The sequence below is a fragment of the Pseudomonas sp. WS 5411 genome (assembly GCF_012985595.1).
Lineage (GTDB): Bacteria > Pseudomonadota > Gammaproteobacteria > Pseudomonadales > Pseudomonadaceae > Aquipseudomonas > Aquipseudomonas shahriarae.
This window is the reverse complement of the sequence record NZ_JAARMC010000008.1, coordinates 86,394-102,621: the sequence shown is the minus strand read 5'-3', so window position 1 is coordinate 102,621 and position 16,228 is coordinate 86,394. Positions and strand designations below refer to the sequence as shown.

General features: G+C 61.5%; 18 protein-coding genes. 2 read left to right on the top strand and 16 right to left on the bottom strand.

Going from position 1 to position 16,228, the window contains the following annotated elements; translation table 11 throughout:
- Positions 1 to 175 precede the first annotated feature (175 nt).
- Positions 176 to 1,324, top strand: coding sequence for an acyl-CoA dehydrogenase family protein (locus HBR93_RS14100; RefSeq protein WP_169960515.1), 1,149 nt, complete (start codon positions 176 to 178; stop codon positions 1,322 to 1,324).
- An 82-nt stretch (positions 1,325 to 1,406) separates the two neighbouring features.
- Here the strand turns inward: HBR93_RS14100 and HBR93_RS14095 are convergent, their stop codons facing one another.
- Both HBR93_RS14095 and fnr read right to left on the bottom strand, forming a co-directional pair.
- Entirely contained in the window at positions 1,407 to 1,955 is a 549-nt protein-coding gene (locus HBR93_RS14095; protein WP_057439496.1) for an adenine phosphoribosyltransferase, read from the bottom strand.
- A 90-nt stretch (positions 1,956 to 2,045) separates the two neighbouring features.
- Positions 2,046 to 2,780 carry a fumarate/nitrate reduction transcriptional regulator Fnr gene (gene fnr, locus HBR93_RS14090; protein WP_032863348.1) on the bottom strand — a complete coding sequence of 245 codons (735 nt, stop codon included), beginning with the start codon at positions 2,778 to 2,780 and terminating at the stop codon, positions 2,046 to 2,048.
- 154 nt (positions 2,781 to 2,934) lie between these two features.
- Here fnr and HBR93_RS14085 point away from each other — a divergent pair, with 154 nt between their 5' ends.
- Positions 2,935 to 3,405 (top strand): hypothetical protein, encoded by a 471-nt coding sequence (locus HBR93_RS14085; protein WP_057439494.1) that lies wholly within the window; start codon positions 2,935 to 2,937, stop codon positions 3,403 to 3,405.
- 6 nt (positions 3,406 to 3,411) lie between these two features.
- Here the strand turns inward: HBR93_RS14085 and hemN are convergent, their stop codons facing one another.
- From hemN to HBR93_RS14015, 14 genes are all read right to left on the bottom strand, one after another.
- Positions 3,412 to 4,794, bottom strand: coding sequence for an oxygen-independent coproporphyrinogen III oxidase (hemN, locus tag HBR93_RS14080; RefSeq protein WP_057439493.1), 1,383 nt, complete (start codon positions 4,792 to 4,794; stop codon positions 3,412 to 3,414).
- Between the two features lie 102 nt (positions 4,795 to 4,896).
- Positions 4,897 to 5,580, bottom strand: coding sequence for a sulfite exporter TauE/SafE family protein (locus HBR93_RS14075; RefSeq protein WP_057439492.1), 684 nt, complete (start codon positions 5,578 to 5,580; stop codon positions 4,897 to 4,899).
- Positions 5,573 to 5,800 carry a cbb3-type cytochrome oxidase assembly protein CcoS gene (gene ccoS / locus HBR93_RS14070; RefSeq protein WP_057960320.1) on the bottom strand — a complete coding sequence of 76 codons (228 nt, stop codon included), beginning with the start codon at positions 5,798 to 5,800 and terminating at the stop codon, positions 5,573 to 5,575. Before ccoS ends, HBR93_RS14075 begins: the two co-directional genes overlap by 8 nt.
- Before the next feature lie 22 nt (positions 5,801 to 5,822).
- Positions 5,823 to 8,273 (bottom strand): heavy metal translocating P-type ATPase, encoded by a 2,451-nt coding sequence (locus tag HBR93_RS14065; protein WP_169960514.1) that lies wholly within the window; start codon positions 8,271 to 8,273, stop codon positions 5,823 to 5,825.
- 96 nt (positions 8,274 to 8,369) lie between these two features.
- Positions 8,370 to 8,909 carry a FixH family protein gene (locus tag HBR93_RS14060; RefSeq protein WP_057960318.1) on the bottom strand — a complete coding sequence of 180 codons (540 nt, stop codon included), beginning with the start codon at positions 8,907 to 8,909 and terminating at the stop codon, positions 8,370 to 8,372.
- Between the two features lie 14 nt (positions 8,910 to 8,923).
- On the bottom strand, positions 8,924 to 10,339 hold the full coding sequence (gene ccoG / locus HBR93_RS14055) for a cytochrome c oxidase accessory protein CcoG (protein ID WP_169960513.1): 1,416 nt from the start codon (positions 10,337 to 10,339) through the stop codon (positions 8,924 to 8,926).
- Positions 10,340 to 10,546: 207 nt separating this feature from the next.
- Positions 10,547 to 10,957, bottom strand: a complete 411-nt coding sequence (locus HBR93_RS14050) for a type II toxin-antitoxin system VapC family toxin (RefSeq protein ID WP_057439489.1) — start codon at positions 10,955 to 10,957, stop codon at positions 10,547 to 10,549.
- Positions 10,957 to 11,211, bottom strand: a complete 255-nt coding sequence (locus HBR93_RS14045; protein WP_029300038.1) for a type II toxin-antitoxin system Phd/YefM family antitoxin — start codon at positions 11,209 to 11,211, stop codon at positions 10,957 to 10,959. Before HBR93_RS14045 ends, HBR93_RS14050 begins: the two co-directional genes overlap by 1 nt.
- A 142-nt stretch (positions 11,212 to 11,353) precedes the next feature.
- Complete coding sequence (gene ccoP / locus HBR93_RS14040; protein ID WP_057439488.1) at positions 11,354 to 12,328, bottom strand: cytochrome-c oxidase, cbb3-type subunit III; 975 nt, start codon at positions 12,326 to 12,328, stop codon at positions 11,354 to 11,356.
- Positions 12,325 to 12,510: a CcoQ/FixQ family Cbb3-type cytochrome c oxidase assembly chaperone gene (locus HBR93_RS14035; protein ID WP_003175465.1), complete on the bottom strand. Its 186-nt coding sequence runs from the start codon at positions 12,508 to 12,510 to the stop codon at positions 12,325 to 12,327. The genes ccoP (HBR93_RS14040) and HBR93_RS14035 overlap by 4 nt, the downstream gene beginning before the upstream one ends.
- Before the next feature lie 5 nt (positions 12,511 to 12,515).
- Positions 12,516 to 13,124, bottom strand: coding sequence for a cytochrome-c oxidase, cbb3-type subunit II (gene ccoO, locus HBR93_RS14030; protein ID WP_057439487.1), 609 nt, complete (start codon positions 13,122 to 13,124; stop codon positions 12,516 to 12,518).
- Positions 13,124 to 14,566, bottom strand: coding sequence for a cytochrome-c oxidase, cbb3-type subunit I (gene ccoN / locus HBR93_RS14025; RefSeq protein WP_057439486.1), 1,443 nt, complete (start codon positions 14,564 to 14,566; stop codon positions 13,124 to 13,126). The genes ccoO and ccoN overlap by 1 nt, the downstream gene beginning before the upstream one ends.
- A gap of 523 nt (positions 14,567 to 15,089) precedes the next feature.
- Entirely contained in the window at positions 15,090 to 16,013 is a 924-nt protein-coding gene (gene ccoP, locus HBR93_RS14020) for a cytochrome-c oxidase, cbb3-type subunit III (protein ID WP_057439485.1), read from the bottom strand.
- Entirely contained in the window at positions 16,010 to 16,228 is a 219-nt protein-coding gene (locus HBR93_RS14015; protein WP_057439484.1) for a cbb3-type cytochrome c oxidase subunit 3, read from the bottom strand. The genes ccoP (HBR93_RS14020) and HBR93_RS14015 overlap by 4 nt, the downstream gene beginning before the upstream one ends.

Sequence of the window (16,228 nt, the reverse complement as noted above, 5' to 3'; positions counted from 1 at the left end):
TGGCACGCCGGCTTGTGTGGGAGCTGGCTTGCCTGCGATGGCATCGCCTCGGTCCTCCTGATACACCGCAGTGCCTGCATCGCAGGCAAGCCCGCTCCTACATGGGTTCTGCGTTCGGCTTGATAACCAAGCAAGCGCTTGGTAAGTTCGCTCCATCTCTGCATGGAGCTTGCCGATGTCTGCCTACCAGGAATATTTCGACCCCAGTCACCAATTGGTCCGCGACAGCGTGCGCCGTTTTGTCGAGCGCGAGATTCTGCCGGGCATCGAGCAATGGGAGGAGGCCGAACACTTCCCCCGCGAGCTGTACCTCAAGGCCGGCGCGGCGGGGATTCTCGGCATTGGCTACCCTGAAGCCCTGGGCGGCAGCCATGAGGGCGACCTGTTCGCCAAGGTCGCCGCCAGCGAAGAGCTGATGCGTTGTGGCTCCGGTGGTGTAGTGGCGGGGCTGGGCTCGCTGGATATCGGCCTGCCGCCCGTCGTCAAATGGGCGCGCCCCGTAGTGCGCGAGCGCGTGGCCCCGCAGGTGCTGTCCGGTGAGAAGATCATGGCCCTGGCCGTCACCGAGCCCGGTGGCGGCTCCGACGTGGCCAGCCTGCAAACCCGTGCGGTGCGCGATGGCGATTGTTATCGGGTCAGTGGCAGCAAGACTTTTATCACCAGTGGCGCACGCGCCGACTACTACACCGTCGCCGTGCGTACCGGCGGGCCTGGCTTTGCCGGCATCAGCCTGTTATTGATCGAGAAGGACACGCCTGGCTTCACCGTCGGCCAGCCGCTGAAGAAGATGGGCTGGTGGGCGTCGGACACTGCCGAGCTGTTCTTCGATGATTGCCAGGTGCCGGTGGGTAATCTGATCGGCGGCGAAAACATGGGCTTTGCCTGCATCATGGGCAACTTCCAGAGCGAGCGCCTGGCCCTGGCATTAATGGCCAATATGACCGCGCAGATGGCCCTCGAAGAGAGCCTGAAGTGGGCTGCGCAGCGGCAGGCCTTTGGCAAGCCGATTGGCAAGTTCCAGGTGCTCAAGCACCGCCTGGCGGAGATGGCCACGGCGGTCGAGGTTTCCCGCGAGTTCACTTACCGCCAGGCGGCGAAGATGGCGGCGGGCAAGAGCGTGATCAAGGAGATCTCCATGGCCAAGAACCTGGCCACCGACACCGCCGACCGCGTGACGTATGACGCGGTGCAGATCCTGGGTGGCCTGGGCTATATGCGCGGCAGCCTGGTGGAGCGGCTATACCGCGACAATCGGATTTTGTCGATTGGCGGCGGGACCCGGGAGGTGATGAATGAAATCATCAGTAAGCAGATGGGCTTGTGATTGAGGGGGCTCCCACCTTTGAATGGGTTCACAAATCAAAATGTGGGCTTGCCCGCGATGAAGCCCACAAGACCCGCGCAAATTACCGCTCAGTCAACCCAAACTGCGTCAAACAGAACGTAGGGATCCCCATATCCTCCAGACGCTGCGAGCCGCCCAACTCCGGCAGGTCAATAATCGCCGCCGCCTCAAAAATCCGCGCGCCCATGCGCCGCGTCAGGTTCGCTGCAGCAATCAAGGTGCCACCGGTGGCGATCAAATCATCGAACATCAACACCGAGTCGCCTTCACACAGGCTGTCGGCGTGCACTTCGAGGAAGGCTTCGCCATATTCGGTCTGATAGCCCTCGGACAGCACGTCCGCTGGCAGCTTGCCTTGCTTGCGGAACAGGATCAGCGGCTTGTTCAGTTGGTAGGCAATCACCGATCCGATCAAAAAGCCCCGGGCGTCCATCGCGCCGATATGGCTGAACTCGGCTTCGACGTAGCGGTGGATAAAGGTGTCGGCCACCAGGCGCATGGCCTTGGGCGACTGGAACAGCGGCGTGATATCACGAAAGATCACCCCAGGCTTGGGGAAGTCGATGACGGGGCGAATCAGGGATTTGATGTCGAAGGCGTCGAAAGTCATCGTTGGGAGTCCTGGGCGCAAAGACCCAGCAGTATACCTGCGGCCTCGCCGGTTGGCTTGGCCACAAGTGTCGCGCCCCTCGTGCGCCGATCAGCCGTCGAGGGAGCCGCCGGCCAGTGCGCAGAGCTGGATCGGGTCGAGGATGTGCACTTCCTTGCCCTCGGCGGCAATCAGTTCGTTCTGCTGGAAGCGCGTGAACACCCGGGACACGGTTTCTACCGCCAGGCCCAGGTAATTGCCGATTTCGTTGCGCGACATGCTCAGGCGGAACTGATTGGCCGAGAAACCACGGGCGCGGAAGCGCGCCGACAGGTTGACCAGGAAGGTGGCAATCCGTTCGTCGGCGGTTTTCTTCGACAGCAACAGCATCATTTGCTGGTCGTCACGGATTTCCCGGCTCATCACGCGCATCAACTGGCGGCGCAACTGCGGCAATTGCAGGGCCAGTTCATCCAGGCGTTCGAAGGGAATCTCGCACACCGACGTGGTTTCCAGGGCCTGGGCCGACACCGGGTGGATCTCGGTGTCCATGCCCGACAGGCCAACCAGCTCGCTGGGCAGGTGGAAGCCGGTGATCTGCTCTTCGCCGCTATCGCTCAGGCTGAACGTCTTCAAGGCGCCCGAGCGTACTGCATAGACGGAATCGAACTTGTCACCCTGGCGAAACAGAAACTCGCCTTTCTTCAGTGGGCGACCACGTTTAACGATTTCGTCCAGCGCATCCATGTCTTCCAGATTCAGCGAAAGTGGCAAGCAGAGGGGAGCCAGGCTGCAATCCTTGCAGTGAGCCTGGCTATGAGCGCGCAGTTTAACTGGCTCGGACATTTCTTAAATCCTTGTGGGAAAACACACATAAGACGTAAGGGTACCGCACTGAGGGACTATCAAGCCAGCCTGTACAAAAAACCGGCAGAGGTATAAAGGTTTTTACCCGGTGGCCGATGAACTGCTAACGACAATGAGCTTGGAGGCTCACGATATGCTTTCCATCGACGGCAATCTTCCGTCCCGCACCACTGTGCCGACGCTGCTTGAATCGAAAAAAACCAGCACCGTGGGCGCCGGTACCGAATCAACGGCGCTGGGTGAAACCCAGCCTGCCGAAGGCGTGAGCGTGACCTTTTCCGGTGCGTCGCTGAAGGCTGCCAGCGCCGAGAAGACGGCCAACGATGATATCGAAGAAAGCGGGCTGGACGAGAACGTGCAGAAACTGCTGAAAATGATTCGCCAGTTGAAGCAGCAGATCGCGGAAAAGATGGCAGAGATGTCGGCGATCATGTCCGACAAGCGCCTCAGCCCGGAGCAGGTCCTGGCGAAACTGAGCGGCGTGCAATCGGCGCTGGGCGGCTTGCAAGCCTCGCTGACCGGCGCCTATGCGTCGTTGAGCGAAGCGATGAAGAACCTGAGCGCCGAAGACGCGGTGAAGGCCGCCTCGTTGATGGCCAAGTAACCCGGCTCAGATCACCCGTGAAAAGCGCTGCCTATTCTGTTGCTCCAGATAGGCATCGAACACCATGCACACCGAGCGCACCAACAGGCGCCCGGCTGGCAGCACCCGGATTCCCTTGGCGTCGAGTTCGATCAGGCCGTCACTGGCCATTACTTCGAGTTGCGGCCAGAGCTCGGCGAAATAACCGCGAAAATCCACGGTGAAGGCCTGCTCGATGCTGTCGAAGTCCAGGCTGAAGTGACAGATCAGCTGTTGGATCACCGCCCCTCGTAAACGATCGTCCGCCTTGCACAGCAGGCCGCGACTGGTGGCCAGTTGCGCGCCGGCCAGGGCATTCTGGTAATGACTCAGGTCGCTGCTGTTCTGGCAGTACAAGTCACCAATCTGACTGATGGCCGAAACGCCGAGCCCGATCAAATCGCAGTGACCGTGGGTGGTGTAGCCCTGGAAATTGCGTTGCAGGGTGCCCTCTTCCTGGGCGATGGCCAGTTCGTCGTCGGGCAGGGCGAAGTGGTCCATGCCGATGTAGGTGTAGCCAGCGGCTGTCAGCTGCTCGATGGTTTCCTGCAGCATCTGCAACTTGACGGCGGGGGCCGGCAGGTCTTCGCTGTTGATCCGCCGCTGGGGCAGGAAGCGTTCCGGCAGGTGGGCATAGTTGAATACGGACAGGCGGTCGGGTTGCAGGCTGATGACTTCGGCCACCGTGTGGGCGAAGTGCTCGGGGGTCTGCTTGGGCAGGCCGTAGATCAGGTCAATGTTGATTGAGCGAAACTGCAGGGTGCGCGCGGCATCAATCACCGCGCGGGTCTCTTCCAGGCTTTGCAGGCGATTGACCGCCCGTTGCACCTCGGGGTCCAGGTCCTGCACGCCGATGCTCACACGGTTAAAGCCCAGTTCACGCAACAGGCCCATGGTGGCCCAGTCGGCTTCCCGTGGGTCGATCTCAATGCCGTAGTCGCCGGAATCGTCATCCAGCAGGTTGAAGTGTTGGCGCAGTTGCGCCATCAGTTGGCGCAATTCGTCGTGGCTGAGAAAGGTCGGGGTGCCGCCGCCAAAATGCAGCTGTTGCACCTGTTGGTGGGGGTCCAGGTGGCAGGCCACCAGTTGAATCTCTTGCTCCAGGCGCTGCAGGTAGGCCTGGGCGCGACCGCGGTCCTTGGTGATGACTTTGTTGCAGGCGCAGTAGTAGCAGATGTTCGCGCAGAACGGCACGTGCACATACAGCGACAGCGGGCGCACGGCCTTGCGGCTGTCGCGCAGGGCGTGCAGCAGGTCAAAGGTGCCGACCTGGCTGGTGAATTGTACGGCGGTGGGGTAGGAGGTGTAGCGCGGTCCTGCCAGGTCGTAGCGATGAATCAGATCAGTGTCCCAACGAATGGCGTCGAGCATGCGGGCGTTCCCCGGATTGGCTAGTGGGCCGAGTCTAGGGGCATGGCTGGGCGGTCATCTTGATTTGTATCAACGGGGAGCGGCGCTATGCCACATGGCCTTTTAGTGGCCCATCAGCCAGTGCTGATGGGGCCCGGGTAGGGTCCAGATACCGAACACAATCACCAGCAGGCCGCCGGCCATGCGCACACTGCGCTTGCGTAACAGCGCGGTGACGCGCTCCGCCGCCAGCCCGGTGGCGAGCAGTACCGGCCAGGTGCCGAGGCCAAAAGCGAGCATCAGCAACCCGCTGTCCACGGCGTTGCCCTGGCTGGCCGCCCACAACAAGGTGCTGTAGACCAGGCCGCACGGCAACCAGCCCCACAGCGCGCCCAGCAGCAGGGCGCGGGGCAGGCTGGACACCGGTAGCAAACGGTTGGCAAACGGCTGGATATGCCGCCACAGGCCGCGCCCGAGGCTTTCGATACGGGTCAGGCCGCTCCACCAGCCGGCCAGGTACAAGCCCATGCTGATCAGTAGCAGGCCGGCCAGGATGCGCATGAACATCGCCGCCGGGCTGTTGGCCACGGCCCAGCCGGCCAGGCCGATCAATACGCCGGCGGCGGCATAGCTGAGGATGCGTCCCAGGTTGTACGCCAGCAGCAGGCGAAACCGCCGGCTGCGCTGTTCCGGGGGGATGGCCAGGGTCAATGCGCCCATCAGGCCACCGCACATCCCCAGGCAATGGCCGCCGCCCAGCAGACCGAGGATCAGCGCGGAAACCAGCAGCGGCGCGAGGTCAAGCATGGGGCGGCGCCGGCTCGTCAGGCTTGGCCGGTGGCTGCGGGTGGCTGCTGGCCTCGTCGACAGCGGCCAGGTGCTTGGGATCCTGGTCGTCGAACAGCACGCTGTGGGCCGGCCCGTCGAGGTCGTCATACTGGCCGCTGTCCACCGCCCAGAAGAAGATGTAGATGGCGATGGCGACGATCAGCAGCGCCGCGGGAATCATTACGTAAAGAGCTGGCATCGCTACTCCATGCCCGCGCGGCTCAAGCCGGCAGCGGGCGGGGCTGTGGGGTGGTGCTCGCGGCACTGGCGCGTGGCAGGCGCGTCAGGCGCAGGGCGTTGAGCACCACGGTCAACGAACTGAGGGACATGCCGATCGCGGCCCAGATCGGCGTGATCCAACCGAGGGCGGCGAACGGCAACATCAGGCCATTGTACAGCCCGGCCCACAGCAGGTTTTCAATGATTACCCGGCGCGTACGCCGCGCCAGGCTGAACGCTTGCACCAGGGCATCCAGGCGGTTGGACAGCAGCACCGCATCGGCGCTGGTTTTTGCCAGGTCAGTGGCCGAGCCCATGGCCACGCTGATATCCGCCGCGGCCAATACCGGCACGTCATTCACGCCGTCACCAAGCATCAACACTTTGCGGCCTTCCTTGTGCAACTGTTGCAGCACTTGCAGCTTGTCATCCGGGCGCAGGCCGCCACGGGCTTCATCAATCCCCAATTCGGCGGCAACGCTGGCGACCATCGGCGAGCTGTCGCCCGATAGCAGCAAGGTGCGCCAGCCCCGCGCCTTGCACGCGGCCAGCAGTGCTGGCGCATCGCTGCGCAGGCGATCATCCAGGACAAACCAGGCCAGGGCGCCGCCGGTATCGCCCAGCAGCAGCCATTGGCCAGCGTCTTGCGGCGAATCGGGAATCGCGCAGCCGCTTAATTCACAGACGAAACCGGGCTGGCCGATCCGCAGCAGGCGTTCACCGACCCGACCTTCGAGCCCCAGGCCGGGGGTGCTGAGCACTTCATCAGCCGCCAGCGGGGCGCGGCCGAAGGCCCGGGCAATCGGGTGTTCGGAGCGGTTTTCGAGGGCGGCGGCCAGGGCCAGGGCCAAGTCGCTGCTCATGCTGCCCAGTGGCCGGATGGCGCGCAGAGCCAGGCGGCCCTCGGTGAGGGTGCCGGTCTTGTCGAAAATCACTGTGTCGATCTGGTTCAAGCCTTCCAGCACATGGCCTCGGGTCAGCAACAGGCCGAGTTTGTGCAGGGTGCCGGTGGCGGCAGTCAAGGCGGTGGGGGTTGCCAGGGACAAGGCGCATGGGCAAGTCGCCACCAGCATTGCCAGGACAATCCAGAACGCCCGCGAGGGGTCCAGTTCCCACCACAGCAGGCCAATCACGGCGGCGGCGATCAGCGAGCAAAGCAGGAACCATTGCGCGGCGCGGTCGGCGATCTCAGCCAGGCGTGGCTTTTCGGCCTGGGCCCGCTCCAGCAGGCGCACGATGGCCGACAAGCGGGTGTCATGGCCCAGGGCGCGCACTTCCACGGTCAGCGCGCCTTCGACGTTGAGAGTGCCGGCGGTGACGCTATCGCCGGCTTGTCGCGGTTGTGGCAGGTATTCGCCGGTGAGCAGGGATTCATCAATGCTCGACTGGCCATCCAGGATCACCCCGTCAGCCGGCAGGATCGCACCCGGATGCACCAGCACCCGGTCGCCCAGGGCCAATTCGGTGAGCAGGATGCGTTCGCTCTGGCCATCGCTTTTGAGGCGCAGGCACGAGGCCGGCAGCAGGTTGACCAGTTGGGCAGTGGCGGCGGCGGTGCGTTCTCGGGCGCGACGCTCCAGGTAGCGCCCGGCCAGCAGGAACAGGGCGAACATGCCTACGGCATCGAAATACAACTCGCCCACCCCCGTGATGGCGGTCCAGATGCCCGCCAGGTAAGCGCCGCCAATGGCCAATGATACCGAGACATCCATGGTCAGGTGGCGGGTGCGCAGGTCGCGCATGGCGCCCTTGAAAAACGGCGCGCAGCTGTAGAACACAATGGGGGTGGTCAGAAACAGCGCGACCCAGCGCAGGATCACGTGCAGCTCGGGGCTCAGGTCGATATTGAATTCCGGCCAGGTGGCCATGGTGGCCATCATCGCCTGGAACCACAGCAAGCCGGCGACCCCGAGTTGGCGCAGGGCCAGGCGGTTTTCGCTGGCCAGTTGTTCGGCGGCGCGGTCGGCCTGATACGGGTGAGCGGCGTAGCCAATCTGGCGCAGTTCGCTGAGCACTTGGCTCAACGGCAATTGCGCGTCGGCCCAGCGCACATGCAGGCGATGGTTGGACAGGTTCAGCCGCGCCTCGGCCACGGCCGGCAGGCTGCGCAGGTGTTTTTCGATCAGCCAGCCACAGGCGGCGCAACTGATGCCTTCCATCAACAGGGTGGCTTCGGCCAGGTCGCCGTCGTGGCGCACGAAGGGCTTTTGCACATCGGCGCGGTCGTACAGCGCCAATTCGTCGACCAGTTGCACCGGCAAGGCTTCGGGGTTGGCCGAGGCTTCACTGCGGTGCTGGTAGTAGCTTTCCAGGCCGCCCGCGACAATTGCCTCGGCCACCGCCTGGCAACCCGGGCAGCAGAGCTCGCGGGGCTCGCCGAGGATCACCGCGGTGAAGCGGCTGCCGGGCGGGACGGGGAGGGCGCAGTGGTAGCAGGGGGTTGGGGTGGTCATGGCTTTGGATCTGTGTGGGCAGGGAGGGCCTCATCGCGGGCAAGCCCGCTCCATCTGTAGGAGCAGGCTTGTCCGCGATGCGCGAAGCGCAGGCTTTCAGTTCTTCAGGTCTTCAGCACCCTGCAACGGCTCGTCACCCAACTTCAAGTCGGTGCCATGGCTGACTTCTTCCTCTTCAAACATACGCCAGGTACGGTCGCCTTCGACCCCCAGCAGCTCGACGAAGCGGCGGCCTTCGACCTTGTCGGTCACCTGGCCGATATAACGCCCCGGCTCGCTCTGGCTGCGGGTGAGCACGACCTTGCGGTCTTTCTCCGGCTGGGTCGGCGAAATCAGGTTCAGTTCCAGAGTGGTCGGCCCGCTGTTGCCCGTGAGAAACAGCTCCACTTCCCCGGTCAGTTCATCCAGGTGCAGGGTGGCGCGCATTTGCAGGGTCTGGGCCAGCAATTCGCGGTCCAGGGAGCGGTTGATGCCTTTGCCGGCCTCGTAGTAGTTGTCGTTGACCAGGTTGTCCGGGTTGTTCACCGCGATGGTCACCATGGACAAGGTCAACGTCACCGAGCAGGCCAGGATGGCAATGATGATCCAGGGCCAGAGGTGCTTGTACCAGGGGCTTGCGGCAGTTGCTACGGGCATTGTTCTGCTCTCTTTTAACGAATTTGTGGGCCGATGAATCGGCTCTTGGCTTCAACGTGGACGCTGTCATCGTCAGCATCCTTGAGGATGAATTTCACCTCGTTGGTGCTCGATGGCATTTGTTCCGGCGCGCTCGACAGCTCCACCGGCATGGTGAAGATTTCCCCGGCGGCGACCTTGATTTCGCGCTTGCCTTGTAGCTTGAGGTCCGGCAGGCCGCTGGCGTCCAGCACGTAGGTGTGATCGCGCTGGTCCTTGTTCATGATTTTCAGGCTGTAGACGTTCTCGATCCGCCCTTCGGCGTTTTCGCGGTACAGCACGCGGTCCTTGCTGACGTCGAAACCCACCAGCGAACGCATGAAGAACGCCGTGGCCAGCAGGGTGATCATCGCCAGCAGCACCAGCGCATAGCCGATCAGGCGCGGACGCAACTTGTGGGTCTTTTGCCCCGACAGGTTATGTTCGGTGGTGTAGCTGATCAACCCACGAGGGTAGTCCATCTTGTCCATGATCGTGTCGCAAGCATCGATACAGGCCGCGCAGCCAATGCACTCAATCTGCAGGCCGTCACGGATGTCGATCCCGGTGGGGCAGACCTGTACGCACATGGTGCAGTCGATGCAATCCCCCAGGCCCTGGGCCTTGTAGTCCACGCCTTTCTTGCGTGGGCCACGTACTTCGCCGCGACGCGGGTCATAGGAAACGATCAGGGTGTCTTTGTCGAACATCACGCTCTGGAAGCGCGCATACGGACACATGTAGATGCACACTTGCTCACGCAGCCAGCCGGCGTTGCCGTAAGTGGCGAGGGTGAAGAAGCCAACCCAGAAGTACGACCAGCCATCGGCCTGGCCGGTGAAGAACTCGAAGACCAGTTCGCGAATCGGCGAGAAGTAGCCGACAAAGGTCATGCCGGTGACAAAACCGATCAGCAGCCACAGCGTGTGCTTGCTGAGTTTACGCAGGAGCTTGTTGGCGCTCATCGGCGCCTTGTCCAGCTTGATCCGCTGGTTGCGGTCGCCTTCGGTGACCTTTTCGCACCACATGTAGATCCAGGTCCACACGCTTTGCGGGCAGGTGTAGCCGCACCAGATACGCCCGGCGTACACGGTGATAAAGAACAGGCCGAATGCGGAGATGATCAGGATGCCCGACAGCAGGATGAAGTCCTGGGGCCAGAATGTCGCACCGAAAATGAAGAATTTGCGCTCTGGCAGGTTCCACCAGACGGCCTGGTGTCCGCCCCAGTTCAGCCATACCGTACCGAAGTACAGCAGGAACAGGCCAGCACCGCCGAGCATCCGCAGATTGCGGAACATCCCGGTGAAGGCTCGAGTGTAGATTTTCTCCCGCGAGGCGTAGAGATCGACAGTGTTGCTGGTTTTTTTGGCAGGCGGGGTAACGTCGTGTACCGGAATCTGATCGCTCATCATTGCATCCCACGGCAGTGGAGATTTGCCTCGGCCAGTACGTGCCAACCGGGGTCAAAATAGGGGTCTAGCAGTGGCGCAATGATACGCCTGTAGTACGGGTGAACGGGTGCGACCTTTGGTCGCGTTGGGGGAAATCAATTGATGGTGTACGTGACTTGAATCAATTGACAGGATGAGTATGGACGGTTTTTCAGGGCCCGAAGGTCATTGGTCCCACGGGTTGATCAGTTTCACGCCGCTGCTTTGGAAGTCGGCGACATTGCGGGTGACCACGGTCAGGCCATGAACCAGAGCGGTTGCGGCGATCAGCGCATCACCTTCGTTAGCGCGATCTGGCACATGCAGGCTGGCGCAGCGCAAGGCCACGGCAGCGTCAATTGGCAGGATCCTGGCATCGAAGGCCGGCATGACATGGCGTTTGAGCCAGGTGCGCAAGACCTTGCCCTGCGCGGGGTCACGGCGTTCCATTCGCAGCACCCCAGTCTCCAGTTCCTTCAAGGTAATCGCCGAAATATACAGGCGTGGCGCAGCGACGGTTTTGGCCCACGCCACCACATTTTTGTCGGCTTGGGGTTTGCGTAACTCGGAAATGACATTGGTATCGAGCAGATACATCAAGAGAGGTCCACGGGTCGATGGATAATTACGGCACGTTCGGTTTCAAACTCGATATCCGCCGCTTCGGGCATCACCAACAGGTCAACAATATCGGCGTTGATGCCTGTCAATTTTTGGTAGTCCTCAATACTTAGCAGCACATGAGCAGGCTTGCCTCGGTCGGTAATAAAAACCGGTCCTTGGCGCGCGGCTTTTTTGGCACCGCTTGTGTCTTGGTTGAATTCGCGGCTGGAGATTGTCGTGATAGTCATGGGGCGCCTCCCAGCGGGATGGGGGAATGTAGTTACGTTACTACGGCGCAGTTGCAAGCTACAAGCAGTCGATGCGCTTCACTGGAAACAAAAAAGCCCCGTCAGCATGCGCTATACGGGGCTTTCTCTTGCGGCTTGCAGCTTACTTCTGTTCTTGCTGCTCTTTGTGCGACAGGCTGTAAACATATGCCGCCAGCAAGTGCACCTTGTCGTTACCTTGCAGTTGCTCCTGCGCAGGCATCTGGCCCTGGCGGCCGTAACGGATGGTCTGCTGCAGTTGGGCGAAGCTGGAACCGTAGATGAACGCGCCCGGGTGGGTCAGGTCAGGTGCGCCCATCGCTGGCGTACCTTTACCGGCCGGGCCGTGGCAGGCCACGCAGTTGGCGGCGAAGAGTTTCTCGCCGTTGGCCACGTCGGCCTTGGCGCCTTCCGGCAGCTTGCGGCCATCGAGGTTGGTCAGCACAAAGCCGGCCACGTCTGCCACGCCTTGTTCGCCGATGACTTCAGACCAGCCCGGCATCACCGCATGGCGACCGGCCATGATGGTGGCCTTGATGGTCTCCGGCTCGCCGCCCCAGCGCCAGTCGGCGTCGGTCAGGTTGGGAAAGCCGTAGGCGCCCTTGGCGTCGGAGCCGTGGCAGACCGAGCAGTTGGAGGCGAACAGGCGGCCACCCATCTTCAGGGCTTGCGGGTCCTTGGCTACTTCCTCAATGGGCATGGCTGCAAATTTGGCGAAGATCGGCCCAAACTTGGCGTCCGAGCGTGCCATTTCCTTTTCCCACTCGTGCACGCCGGTCCAGCCGCTCTGGCCGTTGGCGAATGGGGTTTGCTTGTCGTTATCCAGGTAGGCATAGCCCGGCAGCAGGCCTTTCCAGTTGCCCAGGCCCGGGTATAGCACCAGGTAACCCAGGGCAAACACGATGGTGCCGACGAACAGCATGAACCACCACTTTGGCAGAGGGTTGTCGTATTCCTCGATGCCATCGAACGAGTGGCCAACTGTCTCGTCCGTTTGCTCGGCGCGCTGGCCCTTGCGGGTCGACAGCAGCAGCCAGGTCAGGGCAAAAATGGTACCCAGACTGAGGACTGTGACGTACAGACTCCAGAACGTAGTCATTCTTTGTTACTCCTAGAAGCTTGCTCGACGTGCTTGATGGCTTCGGGATCATCCGCAAAAGGCAGCAAGGTCGCGTCTTCAAACTCTGACTTGCGCTTGGGGCTGAATACCCACAACGCCAGGCCGATAAAGGCCACCATCACGACAACGGTGCCCAGGCCTCGAATCATCCCGATATCCATTCAGATCACCGTTTGCTTTTGATGATGGTGCCCAGGCCTTGCAGGTAGGCTACCAGCGCGTCCATTTCGGTCTTGCCCTTGACGGCTGCCTCGGCACCGGCGATGTCTTCGTCGGTGTAAGGCACGCCGAGGGTGCGCAAGACTTCCATTTTCTTGGCGGTGTCTTTGCCGTCGAGCTTGTTTTCCACGAGGAACGGGTACGCCGGCATTTTCGACTCGGGCACTACGTTGCGCGGGTTGTACAAGTGCGCACGCTGCCAGTCATCGGAGTAACGACCGCCAACACGGGCCAGGTCCGGACCGGTACGCTTGGAACCCCACAGGAACGGGTGGTCCCACACGCTTTCACCGGCGACCGAGTAGTGGCCGTAGCGTTCGGTTTCGGCACGGAACGGGCGGATCATCTGCGAGTGGCAGCCGACGCAGCCGTTGGCGATGTAGATATCGCGGCCTTCCAGTTCAAGGGCGGTACGCGGCTTCATGCCTTCGACCGGCTTGTTGGTCACGTCCTGGAAAAACAGCGGAACGATCTGGGTCAGGCCGCCGATACTCACGGCGATGACCATGAAGAAGGCCAGCAGGCCGATATTCTTCTCGACTACTTCGTGCTTCATCAGTGAGCTCCCACGACGGCGATCTTGGTGGCGGCTTCAGCCTCTACAGGGTTGGAAGCACGCACGGTGCGCCATACGTTGTAGGCCATGAACAGCATGCCGCTGGCAAAGAACGCACCACCGAGGGCGCGGACGATGAAACCAGGATGGCTGGCTTGCAGCGCTTCGACGAAGGAATAGGTGAGGGTGCCGTCGTCGTTGATCGCACGCCACATCAGGCCCTGGGTGATGCCGTTGACCCACATCGAGGCGATGTAGAGCACGGTGCCGATAGTGGCCAGCCAGAAGTGGGTGTTGATCAGGCTGGTGCTGTGCATCTGCGCCCGGCCATACAGCTTGGGAATCATGTGGTACAGCGCGCCGATGGAAATCATCGCTACCCAGCCGAGAGCGCCGGCGTGTACGTGGCCGATGGTCCAGTCGGTGTAGTGGGACAGCGAGTTGACGGTCTTGATGGCCATCATCGGGCCTTCGAAGGTCGACATGCCGTAGAACGCCAGCGACACCACCAGAAAGCGCAGGATCGGGTCGGTGCGCAGCTTATGCCAGGCGCCCGACAGGGTCATCATGCCGTTGATCATGCCGCCCCAGCTCGGAGCCAGCAGGATGATCGACATGGCCATGCCCAGGGACTGTGCCCAATCTGGCAGTGCGGTGTAGTGCAGGTGGTGCGGACCGGCCCAGATATACAGGGTGATCAGTGCCCAGAAGTGCACGATGGACAGGCGATAGGAGTAGATCGGACGCTCGGCCTGTTTCGGCACGAAGTAGTACATCATCCCCAGAAAGCCCGTGGTCAGGAAGAACCCTACGGCGTTGTGGCCGTACCACCACTGGATCATCGCATCGGTCGCACCGGCGTAGGCCGAGTAGGACTTGAAGAAACTCACCGGCAACGAGGCGTGGTTGACGATGTGCAGCATCGCCGTCACGACGATGAATGCGCCGTAGAACCAGTTGCCAACGTAGATGTGCTTGGTCTTGCGCTTGACGATGGTGCCAAAGAACACGATGCCATAGGTCACCCAGACGATCGCCAGAAGGATGGCAAGGGGCCATTCCAATTCCGCGTATTCCTTGGTGGTGGTGAAGCCCATTGGCAGGGTGATGATGGCGCCCACGATAACCGCTTGCCAGCCCCAGAAGGTGAAGGCGGCGAGACCGTCGGAAATCAGTCGCGTCTGGCAGGTTCGCTGCACGACATAGTAGGAAGTGGCAAACAGTGCACATCCGCCGAAGGCGAAGATCACCAGGTTGGTGTGCAGCGGGCGTAGGCGTCCAAACGTCGTCCATGGCAGGTCGAAGTTCAACTCCGGCCAGACCAGTTGCGAGGCGATGAAGACACCGAGCCCCATGCCAAGGATCCCCCAGACCACCGTCATGATGGCGAACTGGCGAACTACCTTATAGTTATAAGCAGTCGGACTGATTGCTGTGCTCATTCTAAGGTTCCACGGTTTAGGTGTTTTATTAGGATAAAAATCGGTCGCAAGTATGGAGAAAGCGGGGTGCCATTGCAACGTAACGCTGACCTGCGTCAATGCTTTACAAACCAGATTCTGCGCCCTTTCCATGTTTGGCGTAAGGACAAAATCAAAAATGAAAAGCTGACGGGTTGGACAGGAATTTTGCAGGGGTGCAGGCACTTGCGCGCAGGTCTGAGCAAACAAGCTGGCGCAGTGACGAATGGTCAATGGCGTGACAGCCGGTAACTGTCAGCCTTTGCGCCTGTCACCTTGCTTGAATGTCAGACTCATCGCGTGCAAGTCGGTCTGCGACCGCTCAACACCGGTCTACTGTCGGAACAAGCGTAGACCCGAATGGCGGGAGGGGAAAGGTGTGCTTTAGAAGGGTGCGACAATGGGGCGCAGGGGGCAGCGGTGAGTGGCAAGTCTGGAGCGGGAGAGGGGGAGGGCTGCAAGAGCCGAGTTGAGAACTCTTCTCTTGCAGCTTGTAGCGTGAAGCTTACTTCTGCTCTTTCTGCGACAGGCTGTAGACGTAGGCCGCCAGCAGGTGGACCTTGTCGTTGCCTTGCAGTGCTTCCTGCGCCGGCATCTGGCCTTGGCGACCGTGACGGATGGTCTGTTGCAACTGCGCCAGGCTGGTGCCGTAGATGAAGCCGGCAGGTTGCGTCAGGTTCGGCGCGCCCATGGCTTCTACGCCGTGGCCCTCTGGGCCGTGGCAGGCCACGCAAGTGGTGCTGAACGCTTGCTGGCCGGCGGCCAGGTCAACCTTGCTGTCAGCCGGCAGCGGCAACTTGGCCAGGTCGTGGCGTACATAGGCAGCGACGTTTTTCACACCGTCTTCGCCCAGCACTTCACCCCAGGCCGGCATTGCAGCGTGGCGACCGTTCATGATGGTCAGCTTGATTGCATCCGCCGAACCACCCCAGCGCCAGTTGTCGTCCGCCAGGTTCGGGAAGCCGTAGGCGCCCTTGGCATCGGAACCGTGGCACACCGCGCAGTTGGAGGCAAACAGGCGACCGCCCATTTTCAGCGCTTGTGGGTCTTTGGCGACCTCTTCCACGGGCATGGCTGCGAATTTGGCGAAGATCGGCCCGAACTTGGCGTCGGCCTTGGCCATTTCCTTGTCCCATTCCTTGGTCTGGGTCCAGCCGTCTTCATAGCCCGGCAAGACGCCTTTCCAGTTGCCCAGGCCCGGATAGAGGATCAGGTAGCCGACGGCAAATACCAGGGTGCCGGCGAACAACAGGAACCACCATTGGGGCAGAGGGTTGTCGTACTCCTCAATCCCGTCGAAGGCGTGGCCCATGGTCTGGTCGACGCTGCCCTTGGTCTCGCCCTTGCGGGTGCCGAACAACAGCCAGGTCAGGCCGATCAGGCTGCCGAGGGTCAGTACACAGATCCATGTACTCCAAAAGGTAGTCATGGCCGAATGCTCCTTGTTACAGGCTCTTCTTGAGCGTCGGATGGGGTGCCGGTGGCGTCAGGCTTAGGCTCATCGGCAAATGGCAGCAGGCAGGCCTCGGCGAACTCCGGGTTGCGCTTGGAGTTGAACACCCACAGCGACAGGCCGATGAAGGCAATTGCCACCACCAGCGTGCCGAGGCCGCGGATCATTCCGGTATCCAGTTCAAAACCCAT

Excerpts from the sequence above, each read along its gene's own strand:
- HBR93_RS14095 (WP_057439496.1), bottom strand. The coding sequence starts at position 1,955 with ATGACTTTCGACGCCTTCGACATCAAATCCCTGATTCGCCCCGTCATC.
- HBR93_RS14060 (WP_057960318.1), bottom strand. The coding sequence starts at position 8,909 with ATGCCCGTAGCAACTGCCGCAAGCCCCTGGTACAAGCACCTCTGGCCC.
- fnr (WP_032863348.1), bottom strand. The coding sequence starts at position 2,780 with ATGTCCGAGCCAGTTAAACTGCGCGCTCATAGCCAGGCTCACTGCAAG.
- ccoP (WP_057439488.1), bottom strand. The coding sequence starts at position 12,328 with ATGACTACGTTCTGGAGTCTGTACGTCACAGTCCTCAGTCTGGGTACC.
- HBR93_RS14085 (WP_057439494.1), top strand. The coding sequence starts at position 2,935 with ATGCTTTCCATCGACGGCAATCTTCCGTCCCGCACCACTGTGCCGACG.
- ccoN (WP_057439486.1), bottom strand. The coding sequence starts at position 14,566 with ATGAGCACAGCAATCAGTCCGACTGCTTATAACTATAAGGTAGTTCGC.
- ccoG (WP_169960513.1), bottom strand. The coding sequence starts at position 10,339 with ATGAGCGATCAGATTCCGGTACACGACGTTACCCCGCCTGCCAAAAAA.
- HBR93_RS14100 (WP_169960515.1), top strand. The coding sequence starts at position 176 with ATGTCTGCCTACCAGGAATATTTCGACCCCAGTCACCAATTGGTCCGC.
- HBR93_RS14015 (WP_057439484.1), bottom strand. The coding sequence starts at position 16,228 with ATGGGTTTTGAACTGGATACCGGAATGATCCGCGGCCTCGGCACGCTG.
- hemN (WP_057439493.1), bottom strand. The coding sequence starts at position 4,794 with ATGCTCGACGCCATTCGTTGGGACACTGATCTGATTCATCGCTACGAC.
- HBR93_RS14075 (WP_057439492.1), bottom strand. The coding sequence starts at position 5,580 with ATGCTTGACCTCGCGCCGCTGCTGGTTTCCGCGCTGATCCTCGGTCTG.
- ccoO (WP_057439487.1), bottom strand. The coding sequence starts at position 13,124 with ATGAAGCACGAAGTAGTCGAGAAGAATATCGGCCTGCTGGCCTTCTTC.
- HBR93_RS14050 (WP_057439489.1), bottom strand. The coding sequence starts at position 10,957 with ATGTATCTGCTCGATACCAATGTCATTTCCGAGTTACGCAAACCCCAA.
- ccoS (WP_057960320.1), bottom strand. The coding sequence starts at position 5,800 with ATGCCAGCTCTTTACGTAATGATTCCCGCGGCGCTGCTGATCGTCGCC.
- HBR93_RS14035 (WP_003175465.1), bottom strand. The coding sequence starts at position 12,510 with ATGGATATCGGGATGATTCGAGGCCTGGGCACCGTTGTCGTGATGGTG.
- HBR93_RS14045 (WP_029300038.1), bottom strand. The coding sequence starts at position 11,211 with ATGACTATCACGACAATCTCCAGCCGCGAATTCAACCAAGACACAAGC.
- ccoP (WP_057439485.1), bottom strand. The coding sequence starts at position 16,013 with ATGACTACCTTTTGGAGTACATGGATCTGTGTACTGACCCTCGGCAGC.
- HBR93_RS14065 (WP_169960514.1), bottom strand. The coding sequence starts at position 8,273 with ATGACCACCCCAACCCCCTGCTACCACTGCGCCCTCCCCGTCCCGCCC.